Annotated in this window: 24 protein-coding genes and 1 tRNA gene; 17 read left to right on the top strand and 8 right to left on the bottom strand. The window is 60.3% G+C overall.

Annotated features, from left to right (window positions below; genetic code table 11):
• Positions 1 to 116: 116 nt before the first annotated feature.
• From ABWV42_RS15475 to ABWV42_RS15430, 10 genes are all read left to right on the top strand, one after another.
• The gene (locus ABWV42_RS15475; RefSeq protein WP_353340965.1) at positions 117 to 2,087 is read left to right on the top strand and encodes an AMP-binding protein; all 1,971 of its coding nucleotides are present in this window, start codon (positions 117 to 119) and stop codon (positions 2,085 to 2,087) included.
• Entirely contained in the window at positions 2,084 to 2,899 is an 816-nt protein-coding gene (locus tag ABWV42_RS15470; protein WP_255108916.1) for an ABC transporter ATP-binding protein, read from the top strand. The genes ABWV42_RS15475 and ABWV42_RS15470 overlap by 4 nt, the downstream gene beginning before the upstream one ends.
• 41 nt (positions 2,900 to 2,940) lie before the next feature.
• Entirely contained in the window at positions 2,941 to 3,945 is a 1,005-nt protein-coding gene (locus tag ABWV42_RS15465) for a branched-chain amino acid ABC transporter permease (RefSeq protein WP_255108915.1), read from the top strand.
• A gap of 4 nt (positions 3,946 to 3,949) precedes the next feature.
• The gene (locus ABWV42_RS15460) at positions 3,950 to 4,204 is read left to right on the top strand and encodes a hypothetical protein (protein WP_255108913.1); all 255 of its coding nucleotides are present in this window, start codon (positions 3,950 to 3,952) and stop codon (positions 4,202 to 4,204) included.
• A gap of 5 nt (positions 4,205 to 4,209) precedes the next feature.
• Entirely contained in the window at positions 4,210 to 5,286 is a 1,077-nt protein-coding gene (locus ABWV42_RS15455; protein ID WP_353340964.1) for a branched-chain amino acid ABC transporter permease, read from the top strand.
• A gap of 85 nt (positions 5,287 to 5,371) precedes the next feature.
• The gene (locus ABWV42_RS15450; protein WP_255108909.1) at positions 5,372 to 6,652 is read left to right on the top strand and encodes an ABC transporter substrate-binding protein; all 1,281 of its coding nucleotides are present in this window, start codon (positions 5,372 to 5,374) and stop codon (positions 6,650 to 6,652) included.
• Positions 6,653 to 6,721: 69 nt separating this feature from the next.
• Positions 6,722 to 7,546 (top strand): ABC transporter ATP-binding protein, encoded by an 825-nt coding sequence (locus ABWV42_RS15445; protein WP_255108907.1) that lies wholly within the window; start codon positions 6,722 to 6,724, stop codon positions 7,544 to 7,546.
• 182 nt (positions 7,547 to 7,728) lie between these two features.
• Complete coding sequence (locus tag ABWV42_RS15440; RefSeq protein WP_353340963.1) at positions 7,729 to 8,949, top strand: phenylacetate--CoA ligase family protein; 1,221 nt, start codon at positions 7,729 to 7,731, stop codon at positions 8,947 to 8,949.
• A 197-nt stretch (positions 8,950 to 9,146) separates the two neighbouring features.
• Complete coding sequence (gene cysK / locus ABWV42_RS15435) at positions 9,147 to 10,220, top strand: cysteine synthase A (protein ID WP_353340962.1); 1,074 nt, start codon at positions 9,147 to 9,149, stop codon at positions 10,218 to 10,220.
• A gap of 130 nt (positions 10,221 to 10,350) precedes the next feature.
• Positions 10,351 to 10,683, top strand: coding sequence for a DUF1330 domain-containing protein (locus tag ABWV42_RS15430; RefSeq protein WP_255108902.1), 333 nt, complete (start codon positions 10,351 to 10,353; stop codon positions 10,681 to 10,683).
• Between the two features lie 2 nt (positions 10,684 to 10,685).
• Here ABWV42_RS15430 and ABWV42_RS15425 read toward each other — a convergent pair whose 3' ends face one another.
• The 3 genes from ABWV42_RS15425 to ABWV42_RS15415 all read right to left on the bottom strand — a co-directional run bounded on the left by ABWV42_RS15425 (position 10,686) and on the right by ABWV42_RS15415 (position 11,593).
• Positions 10,686 to 11,180: a hypothetical protein gene (locus ABWV42_RS15425; protein WP_353340961.1), complete on the bottom strand. Its 495-nt coding sequence runs from the start codon at positions 11,178 to 11,180 to the stop codon at positions 10,686 to 10,688.
• 134 nt (positions 11,181 to 11,314) lie between these two features.
• Positions 11,315 to 11,440 (bottom strand): type B 50S ribosomal protein L36, encoded by a 126-nt coding sequence (ykgO, locus tag ABWV42_RS15420; RefSeq protein ID WP_012177066.1) that lies wholly within the window; start codon positions 11,438 to 11,440, stop codon positions 11,315 to 11,317.
• A gap of 78 nt (positions 11,441 to 11,518) precedes the next feature.
• Positions 11,519 to 11,593 (bottom strand) — tRNA-Val (locus ABWV42_RS15415).
• 150 nt (positions 11,594 to 11,743) lie between these two features.
• Here ABWV42_RS15415 and ABWV42_RS15410 point away from each other — a divergent pair.
• Positions 11,744 to 12,604 (top strand): N-formylglutamate amidohydrolase, encoded by an 861-nt coding sequence (locus ABWV42_RS15410; protein ID WP_255108898.1) that lies wholly within the window; start codon positions 11,744 to 11,746, stop codon positions 12,602 to 12,604.
• 6 nt (positions 12,605 to 12,610) lie between these two features.
• Here the strand turns inward: ABWV42_RS15410 and ABWV42_RS15405 are convergent, their stop codons facing one another.
• Positions 12,611 to 13,864 (bottom strand): DNA polymerase IV, encoded by a 1,254-nt coding sequence (locus ABWV42_RS15405; RefSeq protein ID WP_353340960.1) that lies wholly within the window; start codon positions 13,862 to 13,864, stop codon positions 12,611 to 12,613.
• 30 nt (positions 13,865 to 13,894) lie between these two features.
• On the opposite strand from ABWV42_RS15405, the gene ABWV42_RS15400 reads away from it, so the two are divergent.
• Positions 13,895 to 14,326 carry an NUDIX hydrolase gene (locus ABWV42_RS15400; RefSeq protein ID WP_353340958.1) on the top strand — a complete coding sequence of 144 codons (432 nt, stop codon included), beginning with the start codon at positions 13,895 to 13,897 and terminating at the stop codon, positions 14,324 to 14,326.
• Positions 14,327 to 14,392: 66 nt separating this feature from the next.
• Here the strand turns inward: ABWV42_RS15400 and pyrF are convergent, their stop codons facing one another.
• Both pyrF and ABWV42_RS15390 read right to left on the bottom strand, forming a co-directional pair.
• Positions 14,393 to 15,088 (bottom strand): orotidine-5'-phosphate decarboxylase, encoded by a 696-nt coding sequence (gene pyrF, locus ABWV42_RS15395; protein WP_353340956.1) that lies wholly within the window; start codon positions 15,086 to 15,088, stop codon positions 14,393 to 14,395.
• 80 nt (positions 15,089 to 15,168) lie between these two features.
• The gene (locus tag ABWV42_RS15390; protein WP_353340954.1) at positions 15,169 to 15,423 is read right to left on the bottom strand and encodes a hypothetical protein; all 255 of its coding nucleotides are present in this window, start codon (positions 15,421 to 15,423) and stop codon (positions 15,169 to 15,171) included.
• A 215-nt stretch (positions 15,424 to 15,638) separates the two neighbouring features.
• On the opposite strand from ABWV42_RS15390, the gene clpB reads away from it, so the two are divergent.
• Positions 15,639 to 18,254, top strand: coding sequence for an ATP-dependent chaperone ClpB (clpB, locus tag ABWV42_RS15385; RefSeq protein WP_353340953.1), 2,616 nt, complete (start codon positions 15,639 to 15,641; stop codon positions 18,252 to 18,254).
• Between the two features lie 158 nt (positions 18,255 to 18,412).
• On the opposite strand, the gene ABWV42_RS15380 is transcribed toward clpB, so the two are convergent.
• A complete protein-coding gene (locus tag ABWV42_RS15380; RefSeq protein WP_353340951.1) occupies positions 18,413 to 18,856 on the bottom strand; it encodes a DUF302 domain-containing protein in 444 nt (147 codons plus the stop codon).
• Between the two features lie 129 nt (positions 18,857 to 18,985).
• Between ABWV42_RS15380 and ABWV42_RS15375 the strand changes: the two genes are divergently transcribed.
• From ABWV42_RS15375 to ABWV42_RS15365, 3 genes are all read left to right on the top strand, one after another.
• Entirely contained in the window at positions 18,986 to 20,479 is a 1,494-nt protein-coding gene (locus tag ABWV42_RS15375) for an FMN-binding glutamate synthase family protein (RefSeq protein WP_502930973.1), read from the top strand.
• Between the two features lie 70 nt (positions 20,480 to 20,549).
• Positions 20,550 to 21,452 (top strand): protein-methionine-sulfoxide reductase catalytic subunit MsrP, encoded by a 903-nt coding sequence (gene msrP / locus ABWV42_RS15370; protein ID WP_353340949.1) that lies wholly within the window; start codon positions 20,550 to 20,552, stop codon positions 21,450 to 21,452.
• Positions 21,452 to 21,661, top strand: coding sequence for a GDCCVxC domain-containing (seleno)protein (locus ABWV42_RS15365; RefSeq protein WP_255108884.1), 210 nt, complete (start codon positions 21,452 to 21,454; stop codon positions 21,659 to 21,661). The genes msrP and ABWV42_RS15365 overlap by 1 nt, the downstream gene beginning before the upstream one ends.
• A 16-nt stretch (positions 21,662 to 21,677) precedes the next feature.
• On the opposite strand, the gene ABWV42_RS15360 is transcribed toward ABWV42_RS15365, so the two are convergent.
• The gene (locus ABWV42_RS15360) at positions 21,678 to 22,337 is read right to left on the bottom strand and encodes a hypothetical protein (protein ID WP_353340948.1); all 660 of its coding nucleotides are present in this window, start codon (positions 22,335 to 22,337) and stop codon (positions 21,678 to 21,680) included.
• Positions 22,338 to 22,485: 148 nt separating this feature from the next.
• On the opposite strand from ABWV42_RS15360, the gene msrQ reads away from it, so the two are divergent.
• Positions 22,486 to 23,088: a protein-methionine-sulfoxide reductase heme-binding subunit MsrQ gene (msrQ, locus tag ABWV42_RS15355; protein WP_353340947.1), complete on the top strand. Its 603-nt coding sequence runs from the start codon at positions 22,486 to 22,488 to the stop codon at positions 23,086 to 23,088.
• Positions 23,089 to 23,419 lie beyond the last annotated feature (331 nt).

The raw sequence follows: 23,419 nt of genomic DNA, 5'->3' as shown, positions 1-23,419 counted from the left end.
GGATTGGGAAATGTTCAGGAAAAAGTTGACGCACAGTCTGAAACCCGCACCTTAGTGGTGGAGGAATCGTTTCGGCGATTTGGCCCGTAGAGGCGGGCTTTAGGGAGGATTAGAATTTGGCACAGTCGTCACAGGCGACCGGTGGGCTTGCGTCCATTCCGGCGCTTTTGCAGCGTAACGCCACCCTGTACGCAGAAAAGTCTGCATATCGGGAGAAGGAGTTCGGGATCTGGCAGACCTGGACTTGGGCAGAAACCGAGAAAGAGATTGAAGCGCTAGCGCTTGGGTTGATCAACCTCGGCGTTAACGAGGGCGATTTCGTCGCCATCATCGGCCGCAATCGGCCGTATTTCTACTTCGCGATGGTCGCCGCCCAGTCGGTCGGTGCCGTTCCGGTGCCGGTCTACAACGACAGCGCTGCGGAAGAGATGGAGTACATCCTTGGTCACTGCGGCGCGCGTTTCGCCATCGTGGAAGACCAGGAACAGGTCGACAAGATCATCGAGATCCAGGAGCACCTGCACCAGTTCGAGCACATGATCTACATCGATCCGCGTGGCATGCGTAAGTACGACCACCACGCGCTGCACGAGTACAGCCACGTGCAGAACCAGGGCCGTGCCGCCTATGACGAGTTCATCACCGATCTCAAGGAGCGCCGTGAGAAGCTGACTTACGACAGCACCTGCGTGATGCTCTACACCTCGGGCACCACCGGCCGCCCCAAGGGCGTGGTTCTGTCGAACCGCAACGTGATCGAATCGGCCAAGAACGCGTCCGAGTTCGACAACCTGACTTCGGAAGAGGAAATCCTCTCCTACCTGCCGATGGCATGGGTGGGTGACTTCATCTTCTCGGTGGGCCAGGCCTACTGGTGTGGCTTCTGCGTGAACTGCCCGGAATCGGCGGACACCATGATGACCGACCTCCGCGAGATCGGCCCGACCTACTTCTTCGCACCGCCGCGCGTGTTCGAAACCCAGCTGACCAACGTGATGATCCGCATGGAAGACGCGGGTAGCTTCAAGCGTAAGACGTTCCACAAATACATGGAGCACGCCAAGAAGGTTGGTGGCGACATTCTGGACGGCAAGCCCGTGAGCGGTGCTGATCGTCTCAAGTATGCAATCGGTAATGCGCTGGTGTACGGCCCGCTGAAAGACACGCTTGGCCTTGGCCGCGTGCGTGTGGGCTATACCGCGGGTGAAGCGATTGGTCCGGAAATCTTTGAATTCTACCGTTCGCTGGGTATTAACCTGAAGCAGCTTTACGGCCAGACCGAAGCGACCGTCTTCATCACCGTTCAGCCTGATGGCGAAGTGCGTGCCGACACCGTTGGCGTGCCTGCACCGGATGTCGAGATCAAGATCGACGACAGCGGCGAGATCTTCTACCGCTCGCCCGGCGTGTTCGTCGAATACTACAACAACCCGGATTCCACTGCGTCGACCAAGGACGCCGAGGGTTGGGTTGCCACGGGTGACGCGGGCTTTTTCGAAGAGAAATCCGGCCACCTCCGCATCATCGACCGCGCCAAGGACGTTGGCAAAATGGCCGACGGCAGCATGTTCGCGCCGAAGTTCGTTGAGAACAAACTCAAGTTCTATCCAGACATCCTCGAGGCGGTTCTGTTTGGCAATGGCAAGGACAAGTGCGTTGCCTTTATCAACATCGACCTGACCGCCGTGGGCAACTGGGCCGAGCGTAACAACGTGGCTTATGCGTCCTATCAGGAACTGGCGGGTCACCCCAAGGTTCTGGACACCATCCAGGAACACGTTGAGACGGTGAACAAATCGGTTGCCGAAGACCCGATGCTGTCGGGCTGTCAGATCCACCGCTTCCTTGTTCTGCACAAGGAACTGGACGCCGATGACGGTGAAATGACCCGGACCCGCAAAGTGCGCCGTGTCGTGGTTGCCGACAAGTTCAAGGATCTGGTGGACGGTCTGTATGACGGCTCGACCTCCGTCGATACCACCACCGAGGTGACCTATGAAGATGGCCGCAAGGGCAGCATCAGCGCGACGCTGGAACTGCGTGACGCCGCCGTGGTCTCAACCGCAGCAAAGGTAGCCGCAGAATGAGCACGCAGGAAAGCTACGTCACCGAAGACGGCCGCACGATCGGTCCGACCGTGATGGAAATGAAGAACATCACGCTGCGCTTTGGCGGTGTGAAGGCGATCACCGACATTTCGTTCGACATCCGCGAGGGCGAAATCCGCGCCATCATCGGCCCGAACGGTGCCGGCAAATCGTCGATGCTGAACGTCATCTCGGGCTTCTACGTCCCGCAGGAGGGTGAGGTCTGGTACAAGGGCAAGAAACGCCCGCCGATGAAACCCTATCAGGTGGCCGAACAGGGCATCGCCCGGACCTTCCAGAACATCGCGCTTTTCGAAGGCATGACCGTTCTCGACAACGTCATGACCGGCCGTATCCGCCAGATGAATGCGGGCCTGTTCAGCCAGGCGATCTGGAAGGGCAAGGCCGAGCAGGAAGAGATCGAGAACCGCGAGTTCGTGGAAAAGATCATCGACTTCCTCGAGATCCAGCACATCCGGAAAACCCCGGTTGGCCGTCTGCCTTATGGTCTCAAGAAGCGGGTGGAACTGGCGCGTGCGCTGGCGGCGGAACCGTCGATCCTGCTGCTTGACGAACCGATGGCCGGCATGAACGTCGAAGAGAAGGAAGACATGTCGCGCTTCATCCTCGACATGAATGACGAATTCGGCACCACCATCGCCCTGATCGAACACGACATGGGCGTTGTGATGGACCTTTCCGACCGTGTTGTCGTGATGGATTACGGCAAGAAGATCGGTGATGGCACGCCCGACGAAGTGCGCTCGAACCAGGCGGTGATCGACGCCTATCTGGGGGTGTCGCATGACTAATCAACGCACTGAGAAACAAACGAAAATCGGAGGTGTGAAGCATGCCTGAACAACTCGTATTTGCCATGGAGGTTTTCCTCAACGGCTTGATGGCAGGCGTGCTCTATGCCCTCGTGGCGCTGGGCTTCGTTCTCATCTACAAGGCCTCGGGGATCTTCAACTTTGCCCAGGGTGTTATGGCGCTGTTCGCAGCGATGACCCTTGTCGGCATCCAGAAGGGCCAAGTGCCCTTTGCCCACCTGATCAACGCCATGCTTGGCACGCACATTCACCACTTCGGCTGGCACATCCATTCGTTCATCGCGATCCTGCTGACGGTTGGTGTCATGATCCTGTTGGCCTGGGCGGTTCAGAAGGTCGTCTTCAAACACCTGGTTGGCCAGGAGCCGATCATCCTGTTCATGGCAACCATCGGCCTTGCCTACTTCCTTGAAGGGTTTGCCGACCTGATGTGGAACTCGGAGATCAAGAAGCTTGATGTCTGCATGACCGCGAACGCCTGTCTGCCGCAGGGTATCAACATCCCGATCGACGAATTCACCTATGGCATCTTCGGCTATGGTTTCTTCATCGACAACCTCGACATCACCGCAACCATCGTCGCCATCATCCTTGTTGCTGCACTGGTTATCTTCAGCCAGTACACCAAGCAGGGCCGCGCAATGCGCGCCGTGGCGGACGATCACCAGGCGGCACTGTCGGTGGGGATCTCGCTGAACTTCATCTGGGTTCTGGTGTGGTCGGTTGCCGGGTTCGTGGCCCTTGTCGCAGGCATCATGTGGGGCGCCAAATCAGGCGTGCAGTTCTCGCTGTCGCTGATCGCGCTCAAGGCCCTGCCGGTTCTGATGCTGGGTGGCTTTACCTCGATCCCCGGAGCGATTGTCGGTGGCCTGATCATCGGTGTGGGTGAGAAACTGTTCGAATTCGCAATCGGCCCGATGGTCGGCGGCGCGACCGAGAACTGGTTCGCCTACGTCCTCGCCCTGATCTTCCTCGTGTTCCGTCCGCAAGGCCTGTTCGGCGAGAAGATCATCGAGAGGGTATAAGTCCATGACCAAGCTGATCGCCATCCTCAATGTTGTTGCCTGGTCCGGCTTCTGGGCCTTCGGATACCTCGCCGTGACGGCGGAAGACTTCGACGACGGGCAAGTGACGATGGCGGTCATCCTGGCCTTTGCCGGACTTATCATCGGTATCTTCGCCTATTTCAAACTTGTGCGCGCCGCCGAAGCGAGCGGCTATGCCAAGAAGTCCAACCAACTTGACGCCGAAGCGCGCAATCGTGCGCACGCGCAAGGGAGCTAAGAAACATGTTCTATCGTGAAGCGGGCGATTTCAAAACGTCCTACGCATCCGACAACCAGACCTTCCCGATCCGGTTCGACCGTCTGGGGTACTACACCGCAATGGTGGTGGCCTTCCTCGTGGTCCCGTTCCTGATCAACGACTACTGGGCAAACGCGATCCTGCTGCCCTTCCTGATCTACGCCATCGCGGCGATCGGCCTTAACATCCTTGTCGGCTATTGCGGGCAGGTATCGCTGGGGACCGGTGGTTTCATGGCGGTGGGCGCCTATGCCTGCTACAAGCTGATGACCGCGATGCCGGAAGTGAATATCTTCTTCCACGTGCTGATTTCGGGCGGCATCACGGCCTTTGTCTGCGTCCTCTTCGGCCTGCCGTCACTGCGCATCAAGGGTTTCTACCTCGCGGTGGCAACGCTTGCGGCACAGTTCTTCCTGGTGTGGCTCTTCAACCGTGTGCCGTGGTTCTACAACTACTCGGCTTCGGGCCAGATCAACGCGCCCGAGCGTACCCTGTTCGGCATCGAAGTGACCGGCCCCAACACCCAGGCCTGGGCAACCTACCTGTTCTGCCTCGTCTTCCTGGTGGGCAGCGCCTGGATCGCCCGCAACCTGACCCGCGGCATGACCGGCCGTAAGTGGATGGCGATTCGCGACATGGACATCGCCGCCGAGATCATCGGTGTGAACCCGCTCAAGGCCAAGATCAGCGCCTTTGCAGTCTCCGGCTTCTTTGTCGGCATCTCGGGCGCGCTGTTCTTCTCGGTCTATCTTGGCGCGGTGGAAGTTGGCGAAGCCTTCGGCATCAACAAATCGTTCCTCGTGCTCTTCATGGTGATCATCGGCGGCCTTGGCTCGATGTTCGGCTCCTTTGCCGGCGCGGCCTTCCTGGTGCTGCTGCCCGTCGTCCTGAAAGTGGTCGGCGTGGACTGGCTGGGCATGCCCACCGACCTGGTGGCGCACCTTCAGCTGGTGATCGTAGGGGGGCTGATCGTGGTCTTCCTGATCCTCGAACCTCATGGCCTCGCGCAACTGTGGCGCGTTGCCAAAGAAAAACTGCGGCTGTGGCCCTTCCCGCACTAAGGCGGGGCCTCATCCAACCGGAATTCGGGGGCTGGAGGAGCCCCCGGACAACAACATCGGACAAACCAAAGGGAGGAGAAACCCGATGAAAAAGACTTTTGTAACTGCAGTTGCTGCCCTGATGGCCGCAGCGCCGGCAATGGCCGATCTGGTCTTCCCGTCGCTGAGCTACCGCACCGGCCCCTACGCCGCAGGCGGCATCCCGTTCGCCGACGGCTACGCAGACTATTTCACCCTGCTGAACGAGCGTGACGGCGGTATCGGCGGCGTGATGACCAAGCTGCTCGAGTGTGAAACCGGCTACAACACCGAAAAAGGCGTTGAGTGCTACGAGTCGACCAAAGGCCAGGGTGCACTTGTGTACCAGCCGCTGTCGACCGGTATCACCTACCAGCTGATCCCCAAAACCATGGCAGACGACATTCCGATGCACACCATGGGTTATGGTCGTACCTCGGCCGCCAACGGTGACGTCTTCAGCCACACCTTCAACTATCCGGGCACCTACTGGAATGGTGCGTCGGGTGCGGTGAACTACCTGCTGGAAAGCAACGGTGGCGACATCAGCGGCAAGAAAATCGCGCTGGTCTACCACAACTCGGCATACGGAAAAGAGCCGATCCGTACCCTGGAAGAGCTGCAGAAGAAGCACGGCTTCGAACTGAGCCTGCTGCCCGTTGACCACCCCGGTCAGGAGCAGAAGTCGCAGTGGCTGCAAATCCGTCGCGAGCGTCCCGACTTTGTCCTGATGTGGGGCTGGGGCGTGATGAACCAGGTTGCCATCCAGGAAGCCGCGAACATCCGTTTCCCGATGGAAAACTTCATCGGTATCTGGTGGTCGGGTGCAGAGCATGACGTTCTGTCGGCTGGCGACAAGGCGAACGGCTACAAGGCGCTGACCTTCCACAACGTTGGTCGTGACTTCCCGATCTTCGACGACATCCAGAAGTATGTTGTTGACACTGGTAAGGCGGCAGGTGCCGGCGACCAGATCGGTAACGTTCTCTATAACCGCGGTATGTATGCAGCGATGCTTGCAGCCGAAGCCGCCAAGACCGCCCAGGCGATCCACGGCACCGCAGATATCAACGCGTCGCAAATGCGTGACGGTATGGAAGCGCTGGAAATCACCGAAGAGAAAATGGCCGCTCTCGGCATGCCGAACTTCGGTCCGTCCTTCACCGTTACCTGTGAAAACCACGGTGGCCCCGGCCTCGTTGGTGTGACCCAGTGGGACGCAGCTTCGAAGACCTGGTCGCTGATCTCGGACTTCAAACCGACCGACATGGAAGTGATCGGTGGTCTGATCGCCGAAGACTCGGCCGCCTATGCTTCGGAAAACAACATCCCGTCGAACTGTAAGTAAGACATAGACAAAGTTCCGGCCGGGTTTTGGCCCGGCCGGTAACTCCAACCTCTAGGAAAGACGTTTCATATGCTCGACGCTGGTCACACAGAAGAGACCCTGCTTGAGGTCAACAACATCGAGGTGATCTACAACCACGTGATCCTCGTGCTGAAAGGGGTCAGCCTGTCGGTGCCCAAGGGCGGTATCACCGCGCTTCTGGGAGGCAACGGCGCAGGCAAGACCACCACGCTCAAGGCGGTTTCCAACCTGCTGCATTCGGAACGCGGCGAAGTCACCAAGGGTTCGATCAACTATCGCGGCAACCGCGTTCAGGATCTCGACCCGGCAGACCTTGTTAAGCGCGGCGTGATCCAGGTGATGGAAGGCCGGCATTGTTTTGAACACCTGACCGTAGAAGAAAACCTGCTGACGGGTGCCTATACCCGGACTGACGGTGGCGCGAACATCCAGCAGGACCTTGAGATGGTCTACAACTATTTCCCCCGTCTGAAGGAGCGCCGCAAATCGCAGGCTGGCTATACTTCGGGTGGTGAGCAACAGATGGTTGCGATGGGCCGCGCACTGATGTCGCGCCCCGAGACGATCCTTCTTGACGAGCCGTCGATGGGCCTTGCCCCGCAGCTTGTGGAAGAGATCTTCAACATCGTGAAGGATCTGAACGAGAAAGAAGGCGTGAGCTTCCTTCTCGCGGAGCAGAACACCAACGTGGCGCTGCGTTTTGCCCACTATGGTTACATCCTCGAGAACGGGCGCGTGGTGATGGACGGCCCTGCCGCGGAACTGCGCGAGAACCCGGACGTTAAGGAATTCTATCTCGGCATGTCGGATGAAGGCCGCAAATCGTTCCGCGACGTGCGGTCGTACCGTCGCCGCAAGCGTTGGCTGAGCTAACGCCTCACAGCGGTGGGTTGGACAGCCGCCCCCAAGTGTCCGCACGAAGGTAACACGAGACCTGACACGTTTCGGGACAGGGCGATATCGGCCTGTCCACAGGAGAGCTACGCCCGCACAAGACCGGGCCAGCAGGGAGAGGGCCAACAAAGGTGGCCCGTGAGAATAAAGAGGACGGCCAGATGAGCCAGTATTTTGACGACCTTGAAACGCGTTCGGCCGAAGACCGGGCGGCGGATCTTGCCAAGGCATTGCCGGAACAGATCGCAAGGGCGAAGGGGTTACCGGGCTATGCTGAGGCGTTTGCCGAAGTGGATCCGTCTTCGATCACCTCCGCTGAGGACCTCGTGAAACTTCCAGTTCTGCGCAAATCGGAACTGAGCAAGGCACAGGCGGCAAACCCGCCGCTGGGGGGCTTCAACGCCATTCCCGTTAGCGACTTTGCCCACATCTTTCAGTCGCCAGGGCCGATCTATGAACCGGGCAACACCACGCATGACTGGTGGCGCATGGGGCGCGCGATGCACGCGGCGGGCTTTGGCTCGGACGACGTGGTTCAGAACTGTTTTGCCTATCATCTGACGCCGGCGGGCATGATCTTTGAAAACGCCGCCAAGGCCGTGGGCGCAGCCGTGGTTCCGGCGGGGATCGGCCAGACCGAACTTCAGGTTCAGGCCGCCGCGGCGATTGGTGTGACCGCCTATGCAGGTACGCCGGACTACCTCAAGATCATTCTCGACAAGGCCGCCGAGATGGGCGTCGAGCTGAACATCACCAAAGCCGCCGTTGGCGGTGGTGCCCTGTTCCCCAGCCTGCGCCAGGAATATGCCGATCGCGGCATCACCTGCCTGCAATCCTATGCCACTGCCGATCTGGGCAACATCGCCTATGAAAGCGATGCGATGGAAGGCATGATCGTGGACGAGGGTGTGATCGTCGAGATTGTCACCCCCGGCACCGGAACCCCTGTCGCGCCGGGTGAAGTGGGTGAGGTCGTGGTGACCACGCTGAATGCCGAGTATCCGCTGATCCGTTTCGCCACCGGCGACCTGTCGGCTGTTCTGGAAGGGCAATCCCCCTGTGGCCGCACCAACATGCGGATCAAGGGCTGGATGGGGCGTGCCGACCAGACCGCCAAGATCAAGGGCATGTTCGTGCGCCCCGAGCAGGTGGCCGCGCTGGTTGAGAAACATGACGAGATTGCCAAGGCCCGCGTCATCGCCACCCGCGAGGGCGAGATGGACGTGATGACGGTGCAGGTAGAGGCAGCGGGCGGTGATGCGGGCATTTATGCCAAGTCGGTAGCCGAAACGCTCAAGCTCAAGGGCAAGGTCGAGATCGTTGCCCCCGGCAGCCTGCCCAAGGATGGCATCGTGATCGAGGATCAGCGCAAATACGACTGATCTCCTGAAGGTTCTCTTCCCGAGAGAGAGGGCGCAGACCGCTACTGATCCCAACTCGGTGGCATGGTCTGCGCCTTTATTCTTGGCGCGACGCGAAGTCTGGAACCCTATCCCTGATTGCGTGCAACGGGTTTACTCGGGGCGCAAGAACGCCTTTGTTTATGCACATGAATTCGCTGACGACGAGGGAGTCTCACATGACCATCAGACAAACCAATGGCCGCGGCCAGCGCTATGACAGTGTTCTGGAAACCGTCGGCAACACCCCGGTGATCCGCATCAACCGCATTGCCCCTGAGCACGTGAATGTCTTCGTGAAATTCGAGGCCTTCAACCCCGGTGGGTCGGTCAAGGACCGTCTTGCGCTTAACATCATCGAGGCCGCCGAGCGCGATGGCCGCCTGAAACCCGGCCAAACCGTGGTCGAGGCGACTTCGGGGAACACCGGTATCGGCCTTGCGATGGTCTGTGCGGCCAAGGGCTATCCTCTGGTGATCACAATGGCCGAAAGCTTCTCGGTCGAGCGTCGCCGCTTGATGCGCTTTCTGGGGGCCAAGGTTGTTTTGACGCCGAAGGAACTCAAGGGTTTCGGCATGTATTCCAAGGCCAAGGAACTGGCTGAGGAAAACGGCTGGTTCCTGGCAAGCCAGTTCGAAACGCCGGACAATGCCGACATCCACGAGAACACCACCGCGCGCGAAATCCTTGCCGACTTTGACGGCGAGTCGCTGGACTACTGGGTGACCGGCTATGGCACCGGTGGCACCGTGTCGGGCGTGGGCCGTGCCCTGCGTGCGAGCAGCCCGGACACCAAGATTATCCTGGCCGAGCCGGAGGCCGCTGCGATCCTGTCTTCGGGTTATATCAACACCCGGAACGATGAAAACCAGCCGACCGAAGGCCACCCGCATTTCGCGCCGCACCCGATCCAGGGCTGGACGCCGGACTTTATCCCCCACGTGCTGCAAGAGGCGATGGACAAGGCGTTCTACGATTCGCTTCTCAAGGTGCCGGGACCGGATGGCATTGCCTGGTCGCGCCGTCTGGCGGCCGAGGAAGGCATCTTTACCGGCATCTCGGCAGGCGCCACGTTTGCCGCCGCGATGGAGGTGGCAAAGGATGCGCCTGAAGGGGCAAACATCCTTGTCATGCTGCCTGATACCGGTGAGCGTTACCTGTCGACGCCGCTGTTCGAGGGCATTGCCGAGGACATGAGTGAAGAGGAGTGGGAGATCTCGCTCTCGACACCCGGCCAACAGATGCAAAAGTGACGATTTAGCCCCCTTTTTCGACGTGTCAAAGGGGGCGGACTCACATATAGAGCGATAGTGCGGTATGATTGGGTGCCGGATGCGTTGCGTCCGGCGATGTTTGATCCAAGAATTTTGGTAGGAGACCATTATGCCAGTGACAGTTGTAGCTCTGCTGTCGATCAATGAAAGCGACCCGATGGCGCTTGGGAAATACTTCGAGGTTACGGGGCCGTTGCTCGAGCGGGCAGGGGCAAAGATCGTCAAGCGTTTTGATGTGAACGAGGTGGTCGTTGGCAAGCGCAAGGCACAGACGGTTGTGATCGTGGAATATCCGGACAAAGCCGCTGTAGACAGCGTGTTCGGTAGCCCGGAATACGCCAGCATTGCCGAGGTGCGTGATCGCGCCTTTAACGAGTATCACATCAATGTGGTCTCGGATCCTGACGAGGGCCGCGAAGTCGCTGCCGCGGCGACCGACTAAGGTCACAGCTGGCCGGTGCGCTTTCTCCAGAGCAGCCAGCCGAAGAATCCGCCCACCACGCTGGCCCCGCCACCGAGGGCCAGCATGTAGGGCACTGTAATCATCCACATTCCGAGCATGAGGATCACCGCGTTGGCAAAGCCGCCGGGGCCGGAATATGTGGTCAATCCGAACAGCGAATACCCCTGGTAGACAAAGAGCCCCAGGAAGGCCCCGACGTACATGTGCAACCGCATGGAAAGCTGTTCGGGGTTCTCCGCCAGCGCCGACTTGAGCTTGCGATGCACATAGATTGCCAGCACCACGAAGGGGATTTCGAAAAAGATGGCGAGGGGAATCATCAGCTGGATGCCGCGCGACCAGCTGACGACGGAAACGCCGCGCGCTTCGAGTGTGATGCGCGCGATGATGCCCACCGCAACGGTAAGCAACAGGCCTCCGATCACGATTGTCGAGACCAGACGTCTTGCAGCGGGGGGGAGGGGTGTCTCGGCCATTCGAATACCTCTTTGATGGGGCATTCTAGACCTTTTGGAAGCGGAGCGCCTTGATCTGCTCGCTTGCATCCTACCAAAAGAAAAAGCCGCCCAGATGGACGGCCTTCCTGATAACGCTAAGGCGTCTTGGGCAATTAGCCCTGACGTGCCTTGAAGCGGCGCTGCGTCTTGTTGATGACATAAACGCGGCCCTTGCGGCGCACAACACGGCAGTCGCGGTGACGCTGCTTGAGCGAGCGGAGCGAGTTCTTGACCTTCATGGCCTTTCTCCTCTTACGTGGCGCGACATGCGCCGGGTTGACGGGTACTTCGCAGTGCTGCGAAGCGATGAATTAGAATGGTGGGCGATACTAGGATCGAACTAGTGACCCCTTCGATGTCAACGAAGTGCTCTACCGCTGAGCTAATCGCCCACTCTGGCCGGCTCAAATCCAACCCCCTTAATCAAAGGGGGCGCGGAAATCCGCGCCGGTAGCGGGGTCTATAAAAGGAGTCGCGCCGGGGCGCAAGGGCTTTCGACCACGTTATTTTTTGTTCTATATTTTTCGAGTACAGGAGAGACAATGCCGAAACGCGCCTACAGCCTTATGCAGCCAGAACAGCGGAGATCCTCTGTTGTCTTTGCGTCGCCCCACAGCGGGTGCGACTACCCGGAATGGTTCGTGCGGCGCTCGTTGTTGAATGCCCATAGCATCCGCAGTTCGGAAGACGCCTTTGTAGACAGGCTTTTCGAGGTCGCGCCGCAGTTCGGCTCGCCGTTTCTGGTGGCCGGTGCGCCGCGTGCGTTTCTTGATCTGAACCGTGCGCCCGATGAATTGGACCCGGCGCTGATCCACGGTGTTAAGAAGGGCGGGCACAACCCGCGCGTGGCTTCGGGCCTCGGGGTGATTCCCCGCGTGGTCGCCAACGGGCGGCCGATTTATCACGGGAAAATCGACATGGTTGAGGCCGAGGCGAGAATCGCGCGCTATTGGCGGCCCTATCATGACCGTCTGCAAAGCCTTCTCGACGAATCACGGGCCCAGTTCGGGCGTGCGATCCTGATCGATTGCCATTCCATGCCGCATGAGGCGGTCGAGAACCTGTCGCGCAGCGGCGGGGGGCGTCCTGATATCGTACTGGGCGATCGTTTCGGCGCGGCCGCAGAGCCCGACATCGTGGATGAGATCGAACAGGCCTTTGTGGATGTCGGCCTCAAGGTGTCGCGCAATACGCCCTTTGCCGGTGCCTTTGTGACGCAGCACTATGGTCGCCCCTCGCGCAAGCAGCACGCCATCCAGATCGAGATCGACCGCTCGCTCTATATGGATGAGGCGAGGGTTGAGCCGAATGGCAACTTTGAAGCCTTCCGAGCCAAGATCGAACAGGTCATCGCCCGCATCGTGGCCATCGGTCTGCCCCGCCAGAGCCTCGCGGCGGAGTAACCGGGATCACCGCATCGCACGCCCTTTGAGAATCGCGTCACTGCCAAAGCGTTTGCGGATTTCATCGGTGGCGCGTTCCGCCTTGCGGCGCTGCGCGGCCCTGGGGTCGAGAAGATCGCCCGAGAGGTCGGCGGCGGCTTCGGGGACAAGATCGGCCAGTCCCACACCAATCAGCCTGTAAGGCCCCTGATTGCCGACCTGATCAAACAGACCGCGGGCGGTGGAATAGAGCGTGTCCGCCATCTGCGTGGCATCACGCAGGGCGATACGGCGCGAGATCAGGCTGTGATCGGCGCGTTTCAGCTTGAGGGTGACAACACGGCCTGCCTTGCCCTTGGCCTTGGCACGGTCCGAGACCTTTTCCGACATGCGCCAGAGGTGGCCGTCAAGAATATCGGCGTCGCCCGTGTCCTCGAAAAACGTTGTCTCGTTGCTGATGCTTTTCATCGGCGCATTGGCGGAAACGCGACGGCGGTCCTGTCCGCGTGCAAGATGCCAGAGGCGTGTGCCCATCGAGCCGAATCGCGCGGTCAGGTCGCGTTCGTCCCAGCGCAGCAGATCGGCAAAGGTATGGATGCCCGCACGATCGAGCGATGATTGCGTTGCCGCCCCCACGCCCCAGATCATGCGCACCGGTTTGTCATGCAGGAAGGCGGCGGTCTCGGCCTGTCCGATCACGGAAAACCCGCGTGGCTTTTCGAGGTCAGAGGCCACCTTGGCGAGGAACTTGTTGTGGCTGAGGCCGATAGAGCCGGTCAGCCCAAGTTCGTCTTTCATGCGTTTGACCAGCCGCGCCAGCATCACGGCGGGCGGTTTGCCGTGCAGGCGGGCGGTACCGGAGAGGTCCATGAAGGCCTCGTCCAGTGACAGGGGTTCGATGTCGGGGGTGAGTTCATCCATCATCGCGCGAATCTGGCGCGAGGCCTCGGCATAGACCGACATGCGCGGCTTGATGATCACCGCATCGGGACACAGTTTGGTGGCCTGGAACATGGGCATGGCCGACCGCACGCCACGAATGCGCGCGACATAACAGGCGGTGGACACCACCCCGCGCCGACCGCCGCCGATGATGACGGGTTTGTCGCGCAATTCGGGATTGTCGCGTTTCTCGACGCTGGCATAAAAGGCGTCGCAGTCCATATGCGCGATCGAGAGATCAAACAGTTCGGGGTGACGCACGACGCGCAGGCTGCCACAAGAGGGGCAGCGACCTTCGCTTTCGAAGGGGGTCAGGCAATCGCGGCACAGGGCAGGCATCGGGCTCTCGAACGGATCAGGGATCGGACCATGAGTGTATCATTTGACGGCGGAATGGACACCGACTTTCACGGCGCAAAGCTGGCCTTGTTCATCGGGGACAGGCTGCTGACGATCCTGAGGGATGACAAGCCCGGCATTCCCTGGCCCGCGCATTGGGATATGCCCGGTGGCGGGCGGGAAGGCACGGAAAGCGGTGCGGCCTGTGTGTTGCGTGAGGTGCAAGAGGAACTGGGGCTGATACTGAGTGAGGCGACGCTGTCCTGGGGGCGTATCTACTGGCGCAAGGGGCTGGCGTTCTGGTTTTTCGCGGCGCATCTGCCCGAAGGGGCGGACGGGGACATCCGGTTTGGCGACGAGGGGCAGGAATGGGCCTTGTGGGAGGCGCATGACTACCTGCGGCACGCGCGCGCCATCCCCCAGTTTCAATCCCGATTGGCCGACTACCTCGCCGGGGCATAGAGCCTTAGCGGCAGATGCCTCCGGCGGGAGTATTTCGGGTGCATTGAAGCGGTGCCGATGCGACCTTCAGAGGCTGGAGAGTTCGTCGCCGATGGCCTGTGCTGCGGCCCGAGGGTCTTCGGCCTGCCAGATCGGACGACCGACAACGATATGGTCGGCGCCGTCTGCAATGGCGCTGGAGGGGGTGGCGACCCGTTTTTGATCGCCAAGCGCCGCGCCGGTGGGGCGCACGCCGGGGGTGACGATCAGGCGGCCTTCTGCTTCGGGCAGGGCACGGATCAGGGCGGCCTCTTGCGGCGAGGCGATCACCCCGTCGGCACCGGCCTCGAACGCCTTGCCCGCGCGTTCCTGAACCAGGTCCTTGATTTCGCCCGGTTTGATCAGCGCGCCGTCGAGGTCATTGCGGTCCAGCGATGTCAGGATAGTCACGCCGAGGATTTTGAGGTCTTTGCCTGCGGCCCCTTCCTTGGCGGCTTTGACGACGTAGGGGTCACCATGCACGGTCAGAAAATCGAGGTCGAACTGTGCCAGCCCGCGCACCGCGTTTTCCACGGTGGCGCCGATGTCGAACAGTTTCATGTCGAGGAAGATGCGTTTGCCGTGGTCCTGCTTGAGTTCGTTGGCCAGTGCGAGGCCACCGCCGGTCAGCATGCCGAGGCCGATCTTGTAGAAGGAGGCCGCGTCACCGATGGTTTCCGCCAGCTTCAGGCCTTGCAGTGCGTTGGGGACGTCGAGGGCAACGATCAGGCGATCATCGGACATGGGGCAGACTCCTTTGGGGCATGGGGGTATCGGCACTGGCCTTACTCCCCTTGCCCGAAGGCGTCAAACATTTGCGGCGTTCAGAGCGCGTTGTCGGGCAGAAGGCCCGGTTCAAAGTCGATCTGGCCGCGGCCGTTGCGGTATTCCGGCATCCGGTGGACCTGGCGCAGGGCCTCGCGGATGAAGGCGATGCGGCGCATGACCTTGTCCTGCAAGCCCTCTTCCTTGATTGCGCACATCACCTGGATCTGGCGTTCGTAAGAACAAAAGGAGACGCTGCCAAGCGTTTCGCCGCCGTTGGGTATTTCGTTGATTTCTATCTCGGTCACATACATTGATCTGCCCCTTGCTTCTGCTCTTGTGACAAAACTGTGCCCGACAAATCGAGGGGAAATAAGGCAGACTTCGCTCATTTCGGGGGCTTTCTTGTTCACATCCTCTTGAAGGTACCACCTGCAGTTGCCACATTGATTTCGAGGCCCGGAATAGGGGCGTGCCGCAAAGCGGGCGCATCGAGAACAACCGGGTGCTTGAGAGAAGGAGAGTGACCATGGACTTGAGCAAGTTCACGGAGCGGTCGCGCGGTTTTGTACAGGCTGCACAGACCATTGCCATGCGGGAAAACCACCAGCGCATGGTGCCAGAACATATTCTGAAAGCGTTGATGGACGATGATCAGGGGCTTGCCGCCAACCTGATCAAACGTGCTGGCGGCGCGCCCGAGCGGGTGCGTGACGCGGTTGACCTGGCGATGACCAAGATCCCGCAGGTCAGCGGCGATACCGGCCAGCCCTATCTCGACAATGCCACCGTCAAGGTGCTGAGCGAGGCAGAGAAGCTCGCCAAGAAGGCGGGCGACAGTTTCGTGCCGGTCGAGCGTATCCTGATGGCGCTGGTCATGGTGAAATCCAAGGCCAAGGATGCGCTGGAAAGCGGCGCGGTCTCTGCGCAAGCGCTGAATGCGGCGATCAATGACATTCGCAAGGGGCGCACCGCCGACAGCGCCTCGGCGGAAGAGGGCTATGATGCGCTCAAGAAATACGCCCAGGACCTGACCGAACGTGCCAGCGAGGGCAAGATCGATCCGATCATCGGGCGCGATGACGAAATCCGCCGCGCCATGCAGGTGCTGAGCCGCCGGACCAAGAACAACCCGGTCCTGATCGGGGAGCCGGGGGTGGGTAAGACCGCGATTGCCGAGGGGATGGCGCTGCGCATCGTCAACGGCGACGTGCCGGAATCCCTGCGCAACAAGAAACTTCTGGCGCTGGACATGGGCGCGCTGATTGCCGGTGCGAAATATCGCGGTGAGTTCGAAGAGCGCCTCAAGGCGGTTCTGACCGAAGTGACCGAAGCTGCCGGCGAGGTGATCCTGTTCATCGACGAGATGCACACGCTGGTTGGCGCAGGCAAGACCGATGGCGCGATGGACGCCGCCAACCTGATCAAGCCGGCGCTGGCGCGGGGTGAATTGCACTGTATCGGTGCCACCACGCTGGATGAATATCGCAAATACGTGGAGAAGGACGCGGCCCTGGCCCGCCGTTTCCAGCCGGTGATGATTGCCGAGCCGACGGTCGAGGACACCATCTCGATCCTGCGCGGCATCAAGGAGAAATACGAGCTGCACCACGGGGTGCGGATTTCCGACAGCGCGCTTGTGACGGCCTCGACCCTGTCGCACCGCTATATCACCGACCGGTTCCTGCCCGACAAGGCCATTGACCTTGTGGACGAGGCGGCGAGCCGTCTGCGGATGGAGGTTGATTCCAAGCCGGAAGAGCTGGATGCGCTGGACCGTCAGATCCTGCAATTGCAGATCGAGGAAGAGGCGCTGAAGCTCGAGGATGATGCGGCGTCGAAGGATCGCCTCGAGACGCTTCAGAAAGACCTTGCCGAGCTGAAAGAGAAATCCGCCGAGATGACGGCGAAATGGCAGGCTGGCCGAGACAAGCTGGCCTCGGCCCGTGATCTCAAGGAGCAGCTTGATCAGGCCCGCGCCGATCTGGAAATCGCCAAGCGCGAGGGCAACCTCGGCAAGGCGGGGGAGCTGTCTTATGGCGTGATCCCCGGGCTTGAAAAGCAACTGGCCGATGCCGAGGCGCAGGAAGGTGACATGACGGTCGAAGAGGCCGTGCGCCCCGAGCAGATCGCCGCAGTCGTCGAACGCTGGACGGGCATTCCGACCTCGAAGATGCTGGAAGGCGAGCGCGAAAAGCTGTTGCGCATGGAAGATGACTTGCACCGCCGGGTGATCGGTCAGAACAGCGCGGTGACCGCCGTGGCCAATGCCGTGCGCCGTGCGCGTGCGGGGCTGAACGACGAAAACCGGCCGCTGGGTTCGTTCCTGTTCCTCGGGCCGACCGGTGTCGGGAAAACCGAACTGACCAAGGCCGTGGCCGAGTTCCTGTTTGATGATGACAGCGCGATGGTGCGCATCGACATGTCCGAGTTCATGGAGAAACACGCCGTGGCCCGTTTGATCGGCGCGCCTCCGGGCTATGTCGGCTATGACGAAGGCGGGGTTCTGACCGAGGCCGTGCGTCGCCGCCCCTATCAGGTGGTGCTGTTCGACGAGGTGGAAAAGGCCCATCCCGATGTCTTCAACGTGCTGTTGCAGGTGCTGGATGACGGTGTGCTGACCGATGGTCAGGGCCGCACCGTGGACTTCAAGCAGACGCTGATCATCCTGACCTCGAACCTTGGGGCGCAGGCGCTGTCGCAACTGCCGGATGGGGCGGATGCAGGGGATGCGCGTCGCGACGTGATGGATGCGGTGCGCGCCCATTTCCGCCCGGAGTTCCTGAACCGGCTGGACGAGACGATCATCTTCGATCGCCTGGCCCGCGCGGATATGGACGGGATCGTCGACATTCAGCTGGCACGTCTCAAGAAACGTCTTGCCGGTCGCAAGATCGAGATCATGCTGGACGAAGATGCCCGCAAGTGGCTGGCGGACGAAGGCTATGATCCGGTGTTCGGTGCCCGCCCGCTCAAGCGCGTGATCCAGCGCGCGTTGCAGAACCCGCTGGCGGAGATGCTCTTGGGTGGTGAGGTGAAGGATGGCGAGGCCATCCCGGTGACCGCGGGTCCGGAAGGGCTCATCATCGGCGACCGCGTCGGCACATCAGATCGCGCCAAACCGGACGACGCCGTGGTGCATTGAGCCGAATGGCAGAAAAGTGAGAAGCCCGCCTGAGAAGGCGGGCTTTTTCTATTTGAGAAGGATGTATGGCACGGGCGGATCGCCCGGGCCGCGCCCGACCCTCCCCCCGGGAGGGCGCATTTGCGCCCACCCAGGCTCGGGCGCGACCCTTGAGGGGGTTATTCCGAAATCGCTTCCTGAACGATCTCTTCCAGCATCGCCTGCACACGTTTCATCGGGCCTTCGGGCATGATGCGGTAGCCGATGGTGGTTTGATCGGGGTTTTCGGGGGTCTGCATGACGAAGATGCCATAGGGGCAGAACTGGAGGTTCATCGGCTCCGCTTCCATGACCTCGCGCGAGATCTTGGCCGAGCAGAAATTGTAGACCTCGGCCTGAAGGAAGATGGTTTTGGTGCCGCCCACGTCTTCCTTGGTGCGTTCCAGCATTTCGCCCACGTGGTTCACCGCGTCGATGATCAGCCCGCGGTCGGTGATGGCGCTTTCGAGGCCGAAGGTGACATCGCCGTATTCCTGATCGACGGTATAGGTGATGGCGGTTTCATCTGCCGGGGCCATCGAGGCGAGGACGGTCAGGCCTGCGGCCAAAACGAGGTTTTTCATTACAATTCTCTCCCGAAAAGTTTGGGCAAACGTGACTTGCAGCATGAATGTTGAGGCCGCACTGTAAAGTCCAGAGCCGGGGTGGCTTTGATGCAGGTCAATAACAGGATCATACATATGAATATGTCGATGGATAGGGCGTTTTACATTGTTGAGGTGCTTGGGCTGATCTTTGTGGCCTTGGTTGGCCTCGCGGTTCTGGTGGCCATGGTGCTTTTCGTGCTGGACCGGCTCCAGACCGGTGATGCGGTGCGGCGCAACTATCCCCTGATCGGGCGCTTTCGGCACCTGTTTTCGGAACTGGGCGAATTCTTCCGCCAGTATTTCTTTGCCATGGACCGGGAGGAACTGCCGTTCAACCGGGCTCAGCGCGACTGGATCACCCGTTCCGGCGAGGGCAAGGGCAATACCATCGCCTTCGGCTCGACCCGCAACCTGAGCGTTGTTGGCACGCCGATCTTTGTGAACGATCCCTTTCCGCCGCTAGATGACCAGTTCGCCAAGACAGAACCGCTGTTGATCGGCCCGACGGCGCGCGCCCCCTATCTCGCGCCGTCGATCTTCAACATCTCGGGCATGTCTTACGGCGCCCTGTCAAAACCCGCCGTGCAGGCCCTGTCGCAGGGCGCGAAAGAGGCGGGTGTCTGGCTGAACACCGGAGAAGGCGGCGTCTCGCCGTTCCATCTCGAAGGCGGGTGTGATCTCGTTTTCCAGATCGGCACCGCCAAGTTCGGGGTGCGGGATGAAAACGGGGATCTCTCGGACAAGAAGCTGCGCAAGGTGGCGGAACACGAAAACATCCGCATGTTCGAGATCAAGATGGCCCAGGGCGCGAAGCCGGGCAAAGGCGGCATTCTTCCCGGTGAAAAGGTGAACGAAGAAATTGCCGCCATTCGCGGCCTTCAGGTCGGGCAGGACGGGATTTCGCCCAACCGCCACAAGGAGATCGACAACTTTGACCACCTCCTGGACATGATCGTGCGTATCCGCGAGGTGACGGGCAAACCGGTGGGCATCAAGACGGTGGCCGGATCGGAACCGGCGGTGCGCGAGCTGTTCGAGACCATTGACCGCCGGGGATCGGATGCCGCCCCGGATTTCATCACCATTGACGGCGGCGAAGGTGGCACGGGGGCCGCGCCGATGCCCCTGATCGACCTTGTCGGCATGCCGGTGCGCGAGGCGCTTCCGATGGTGGTGGACCTGCGGGATGAATTCCACCTGCACGACCGCATTCGCATCGTGGCCAGCGGCAAGCTGGTCAACCCCGGGGACATCGCCTGGGCACTGGCTGCCGGCGCCGATTTCGTCACCTCGGCGCGGGGCTTCATGTTCTCGCTGGGCTGTATCCAGGCGCTGAAATGCAACAAGAACACCTGCCCCACGGGCATCACCACCCATGACCCCCGGTTCCAGAAGGGCCTCGTGGTCGAGCGCAAATACAAGCGCGTCGCGCGCTATGCCAAGACCATCATCAAGGAAGTCGAGACCATCGCCCATTCGGTAGGCGTGTCCGAACCCCGTCAGATGCGCCGCCGCCACGTGCGGATCGTTCAACCCAATGGCCGGTCGGTGCCAATGAACAAGATCTATCCAAGTTACAATTCCCCCACGCCATCGTGAGGCAACGTGCTTTGGTTTTTGCGCCCGTCGCAGATACATCCTTGGGTAACGAGAGAAGAAGGAGTGACAGATGGCCAAGCGCTGGACCAATGATCTGACCCATGCCGATGTGACCCCCGAGGGCGCCTATCTCAACCGCCGCCAGGTCATGGCTGGCATGGTTGGCCTTGGCGTTGCCGGTCTGGCGGCGAATGTGGCCCATGCTGCCGGTCTCAAGCCGGACAGCTGGGAGACCATTACCAACTACAACAACTTCTATGAGTTCGGCACCGGCAAGGGCGACCCCGCGAAATATGCCCACAGCCTGACGACCGAACCATGGAGCATCAAGATTGACGGCATGGTAAACCGCCCCGGCACATATGCGCTGGGCGACATCCTGTCGAAGATGACCATCGAAGAGCGCATCTACCGCTTCCGCTGTGTCGAGGCCTGGTCGATGGTTGTGCCGTGGAACGGGTTCGAACTGGCCGATCTGCTGGATATGGCCGGGGTCAAGGCGGGCGCAAAATACGTGGCCTTTGAAACCCTGATGCGCCCCGAGGAGATGCCGGGCCAGAAATATCCTGTTTTGGAATGGCCCTATGTCGAGGGTCTGCGCCTGGATGAGGCGATGCACCCGCTGACCCTTATGGCGACGGGCATCTACGGCAAGACCATCCCGAACCAGAACGGCGCGCCTGTGCGTCTCGTGGTGCCGTGGAAGTATGGCTTCAAGTCGATCAAGTCGATCGTGCGTATCACCCTGACCGACCGTGAACCCCCGACCAGCTGGAACAAGGCCAACCGCCGCGAATACGGGTTCTATTCCAACGTGAACCCGAACGTTGATCACCCGCGCTGGTCGCAGGCATCGGAACGAACCATTGGTGGCGGTCTTCTTGCCCGGCGCAAGGAAACCCTGATGTTCAACGGCTATGAGAAAGAGGTGGCCAAGCTCTACAAGGGTATGGATCTGGCCAAGCACTTCTGATGGTCGAGACGCAGTCGGTTCTCACCTGCCCAATCTGCGGCCATGTTGATCTGTTCGATATGCCTACCGATGCCTGCCAGTTCTTCTTTGAATGCCAGGAGTGTCACACCGTTCTTCGTCCCCTCGAAGGTGACTGTTGTGTCTTCTGCTCCTACGGCACGGTCCCCTGTCCTCCGGTCCAGGAGGGCAGGGGATGCGCTGGCGGTTGAAATGAACCGGCTTGCGCTACAGCCCGAGGCGATCGCGCAGCTTGGGCATGGGCGGCACCACGCCATTGTTCAGGTTGTCGTCGATGATCGCCTGCATCCGCGTAACAAAGGTGTCGCGGTGAGACAGAAACTTGGGCAGGTAGAGCGGCGCCTGTTTTCCAAACTGCAGCACAAGGGCCGGGCGCGACTCGTGCATCCTGATATCCGTGAGATCCGAAAGCTCACGCTCTTGCCGGCGCAGATCGATGCCAAGGCTGATGATGCGGTCCTCATCAAAGATCACCCGCTGGAAGAACATCAGCATGATCCAGCTGTAAGCGAAGACCAGGCTGGTGAAGGTGTAGATCGTCAGTTGCAGGTTGCCATCATGAATGCCGAGGGACATCAGGAGCGGTCCGAAATCGACGTTTGCCATGAACACGAGGGCAACCACCGGCCCGCCAAGCCGCATCCCCCAGGTGGGGCGCAGTTCGACAAACCCGTTTTGCAACACGCGCGGGGCGTTGTTCCCCAAATCCGACAGGAAGCTGAGGCCGACCGCCTCGAGCGATCCCCCGTCCTGGCTATAGATGGACAAAGGGCCCTTGCTGCGGGTCCAGCGGGCGATCCCGATTGCGACAACGTAGGCGGCGATGAGAGACAGGGTAAGAACTGTCAGTTGGTGATGAAAAAGCATTCTGCAAAATCCGTGGTCTTGGCTGCCATGAAAGATGGCTGGCATGGCTCGTGTCTGACGGCAGACTGGGGTGGCAAAGTGGCCGAATTGCGGCAAGCCTGCGGCACGCGCCAAAATGCGCCTATAGTATAGAGAAGAGGTAAGAGACGTGTTGAAGGACAAGGTGAACACAGTGACCCGGAAACTGCCGACCTGGCCGGTCTACCTGCTGGGCGCGCTCTATCCTGTCTGGCTTCTCTATCAGGGGCTGACCGGCGGTCTGGGGGTGGACCCAGTTAAGGTCATGGAAAACAGTCTCGGAGAAGCCGGGCTGCAACTGCTGATCCTCGGGCTGGTGGTGACACCTCTTCGCAAGTTCACCGGCATCACGCTGCTGAAGTTCCGCAGATCCATTGGTCTCCTCGCCTTCTTCTATATCTTCCTGCACCTTCTCGTCTGGCTGGTGCTGGATGTGCAGATCCTCTCGCAGATCTGGGCCGACATTCTCAAACGCCCTTACATCACTATCGGCATGGCAGGCTTTGTCCTGATGCTGCCGCTGGCCGTGACGTCGAACAACTGGTCGGTGCGCCGGCTGGGGCGTCGCTGGAACAGGCTGCACAAGCTCACATACGGCGTGGCGCTGCTTGGCGGTCTGCACTTCGTGATGCTGGTGAAGGGCTTCCAGATCGAACCCCTGGTCTATGCCGCGGTGATCCTCGTGCTACTGGCCCTGCGCTGGTCGCCGACTCGCCGCTCTGCCCGCGCCTGAATCGCCACCTCCGCAATACCTCTGCAATACTGACGCAATACCGACGTGTGAATCGCCGCCCGATTCACCGATGATTCCACGTTCCGAACCCTGCGATTCCGGCCGGACGCCTATTCGCTGTGGGCATTTCTGTGGATAAGGTTGATTGCGCCAACAGGTGATGCTGCGCTGCGGTAATATTCTTGCGCAAACGGCTCTGGTTTTGAAATTGAAATTGCGTAACCCCTTAAAAACACGATAAAAATCGAGAAAATCGAAAAAAGATGACATTTCTGCAAAAAACCACTTGCGGCTCCCCCGAACTCACCATAGAACCCCCTTCACCGGCGGC

Origin of the sequence: Pelagimonas sp. KU-00592-HH (assembly GCF_040369695.1) — a bacterium.
Classification (GTDB): Bacteria; Pseudomonadota; Alphaproteobacteria; order Rhodobacterales; family Rhodobacteraceae; genus Shimia.
Note: the sequence above shows the minus strand (reverse complement) of the source record. Positions and strands in the feature narration are given on the sequence as shown.

What these genes read in the sequence shown, in the direction of transcription:
- ABWV42_RS15470 (WP_255108916.1), top strand. Translation starts at nt 2,084, where the DNA reads ATGAGCACGCAGGAAAGCTACGTCACCGAAGACGGCCGCACGATCGGT.
- ABWV42_RS15465 (WP_255108915.1), top strand. Translation starts at nt 2,941, where the DNA reads ATGCCTGAACAACTCGTATTTGCCATGGAGGTTTTCCTCAACGGCTTG.
- ABWV42_RS15460 (WP_255108913.1), top strand. Translation starts at nt 3,950, where the DNA reads ATGACCAAGCTGATCGCCATCCTCAATGTTGTTGCCTGGTCCGGCTTC.
- ABWV42_RS15455 (WP_353340964.1), top strand. Translation starts at nt 4,210, where the DNA reads ATGTTCTATCGTGAAGCGGGCGATTTCAAAACGTCCTACGCATCCGAC.
- ABWV42_RS15450 (WP_255108909.1), top strand. Translation starts at nt 5,372, where the DNA reads ATGAAAAAGACTTTTGTAACTGCAGTTGCTGCCCTGATGGCCGCAGCG.
- ABWV42_RS15445 (WP_255108907.1), top strand. Translation starts at nt 6,722, where the DNA reads ATGCTCGACGCTGGTCACACAGAAGAGACCCTGCTTGAGGTCAACAAC.
- ABWV42_RS15440 (WP_353340963.1), top strand. Translation starts at nt 7,729, where the DNA reads ATGAGCCAGTATTTTGACGACCTTGAAACGCGTTCGGCCGAAGACCGG.
- cysK (WP_353340962.1), top strand. Translation starts at nt 9,147, where the DNA reads ATGACCATCAGACAAACCAATGGCCGCGGCCAGCGCTATGACAGTGTT.
- ABWV42_RS15430 (WP_255108902.1), top strand. Translation starts at nt 10,351, where the DNA reads ATGCCAGTGACAGTTGTAGCTCTGCTGTCGATCAATGAAAGCGACCCG.
- ABWV42_RS15425 (WP_353340961.1), bottom strand. Translation starts at nt 11,180, where the DNA reads ATGGCCGAGACACCCCTCCCCCCCGCTGCAAGACGTCTGGTCTCGACA.
- ykgO (WP_012177066.1), bottom strand. Translation starts at nt 11,440, where the DNA reads ATGAAGGTCAAGAACTCGCTCCGCTCGCTCAAGCAGCGTCACCGCGAC.
- ABWV42_RS15410 (WP_255108898.1), top strand. Translation starts at nt 11,744, where the DNA reads ATGCCGAAACGCGCCTACAGCCTTATGCAGCCAGAACAGCGGAGATCC.
- ABWV42_RS15405 (WP_353340960.1), bottom strand. Translation starts at nt 13,864, where the DNA reads ATGCCTGCCCTGTGCCGCGATTGCCTGACCCCCTTCGAAAGCGAAGGT.
- ABWV42_RS15400 (WP_353340958.1), top strand. Translation starts at nt 13,895, where the DNA reads ATGAGTGTATCATTTGACGGCGGAATGGACACCGACTTTCACGGCGCA.
- pyrF (WP_353340956.1), bottom strand. Translation starts at nt 15,088, where the DNA reads ATGTCCGATGATCGCCTGATCGTTGCCCTCGACGTCCCCAACGCACTG.
- ABWV42_RS15390 (WP_353340954.1), bottom strand. Translation starts at nt 15,423, where the DNA reads ATGTATGTGACCGAGATAGAAATCAACGAAATACCCAACGGCGGCGAA.
- clpB (WP_353340953.1), top strand. Translation starts at nt 15,639, where the DNA reads ATGGACTTGAGCAAGTTCACGGAGCGGTCGCGCGGTTTTGTACAGGCT.
- ABWV42_RS15380 (WP_353340951.1), bottom strand. Translation starts at nt 18,856, where the DNA reads ATGAAAAACCTCGTTTTGGCCGCAGGCCTGACCGTCCTCGCCTCGATG.
- ABWV42_RS15375 (WP_502930973.1), top strand. Translation starts at nt 18,986, where the DNA reads ATGGATAGGGCGTTTTACATTGTTGAGGTGCTTGGGCTGATCTTTGTG.
- msrP (WP_353340949.1), top strand. Translation starts at nt 20,550, where the DNA reads ATGGCCAAGCGCTGGACCAATGATCTGACCCATGCCGATGTGACCCCC.
- ABWV42_RS15365 (WP_255108884.1), top strand. Translation starts at nt 21,452, where the DNA reads ATGGTCGAGACGCAGTCGGTTCTCACCTGCCCAATCTGCGGCCATGTT.
- ABWV42_RS15360 (WP_353340948.1), bottom strand. Translation starts at nt 22,337, where the DNA reads ATGCTTTTTCATCACCAACTGACAGTTCTTACCCTGTCTCTCATCGCC.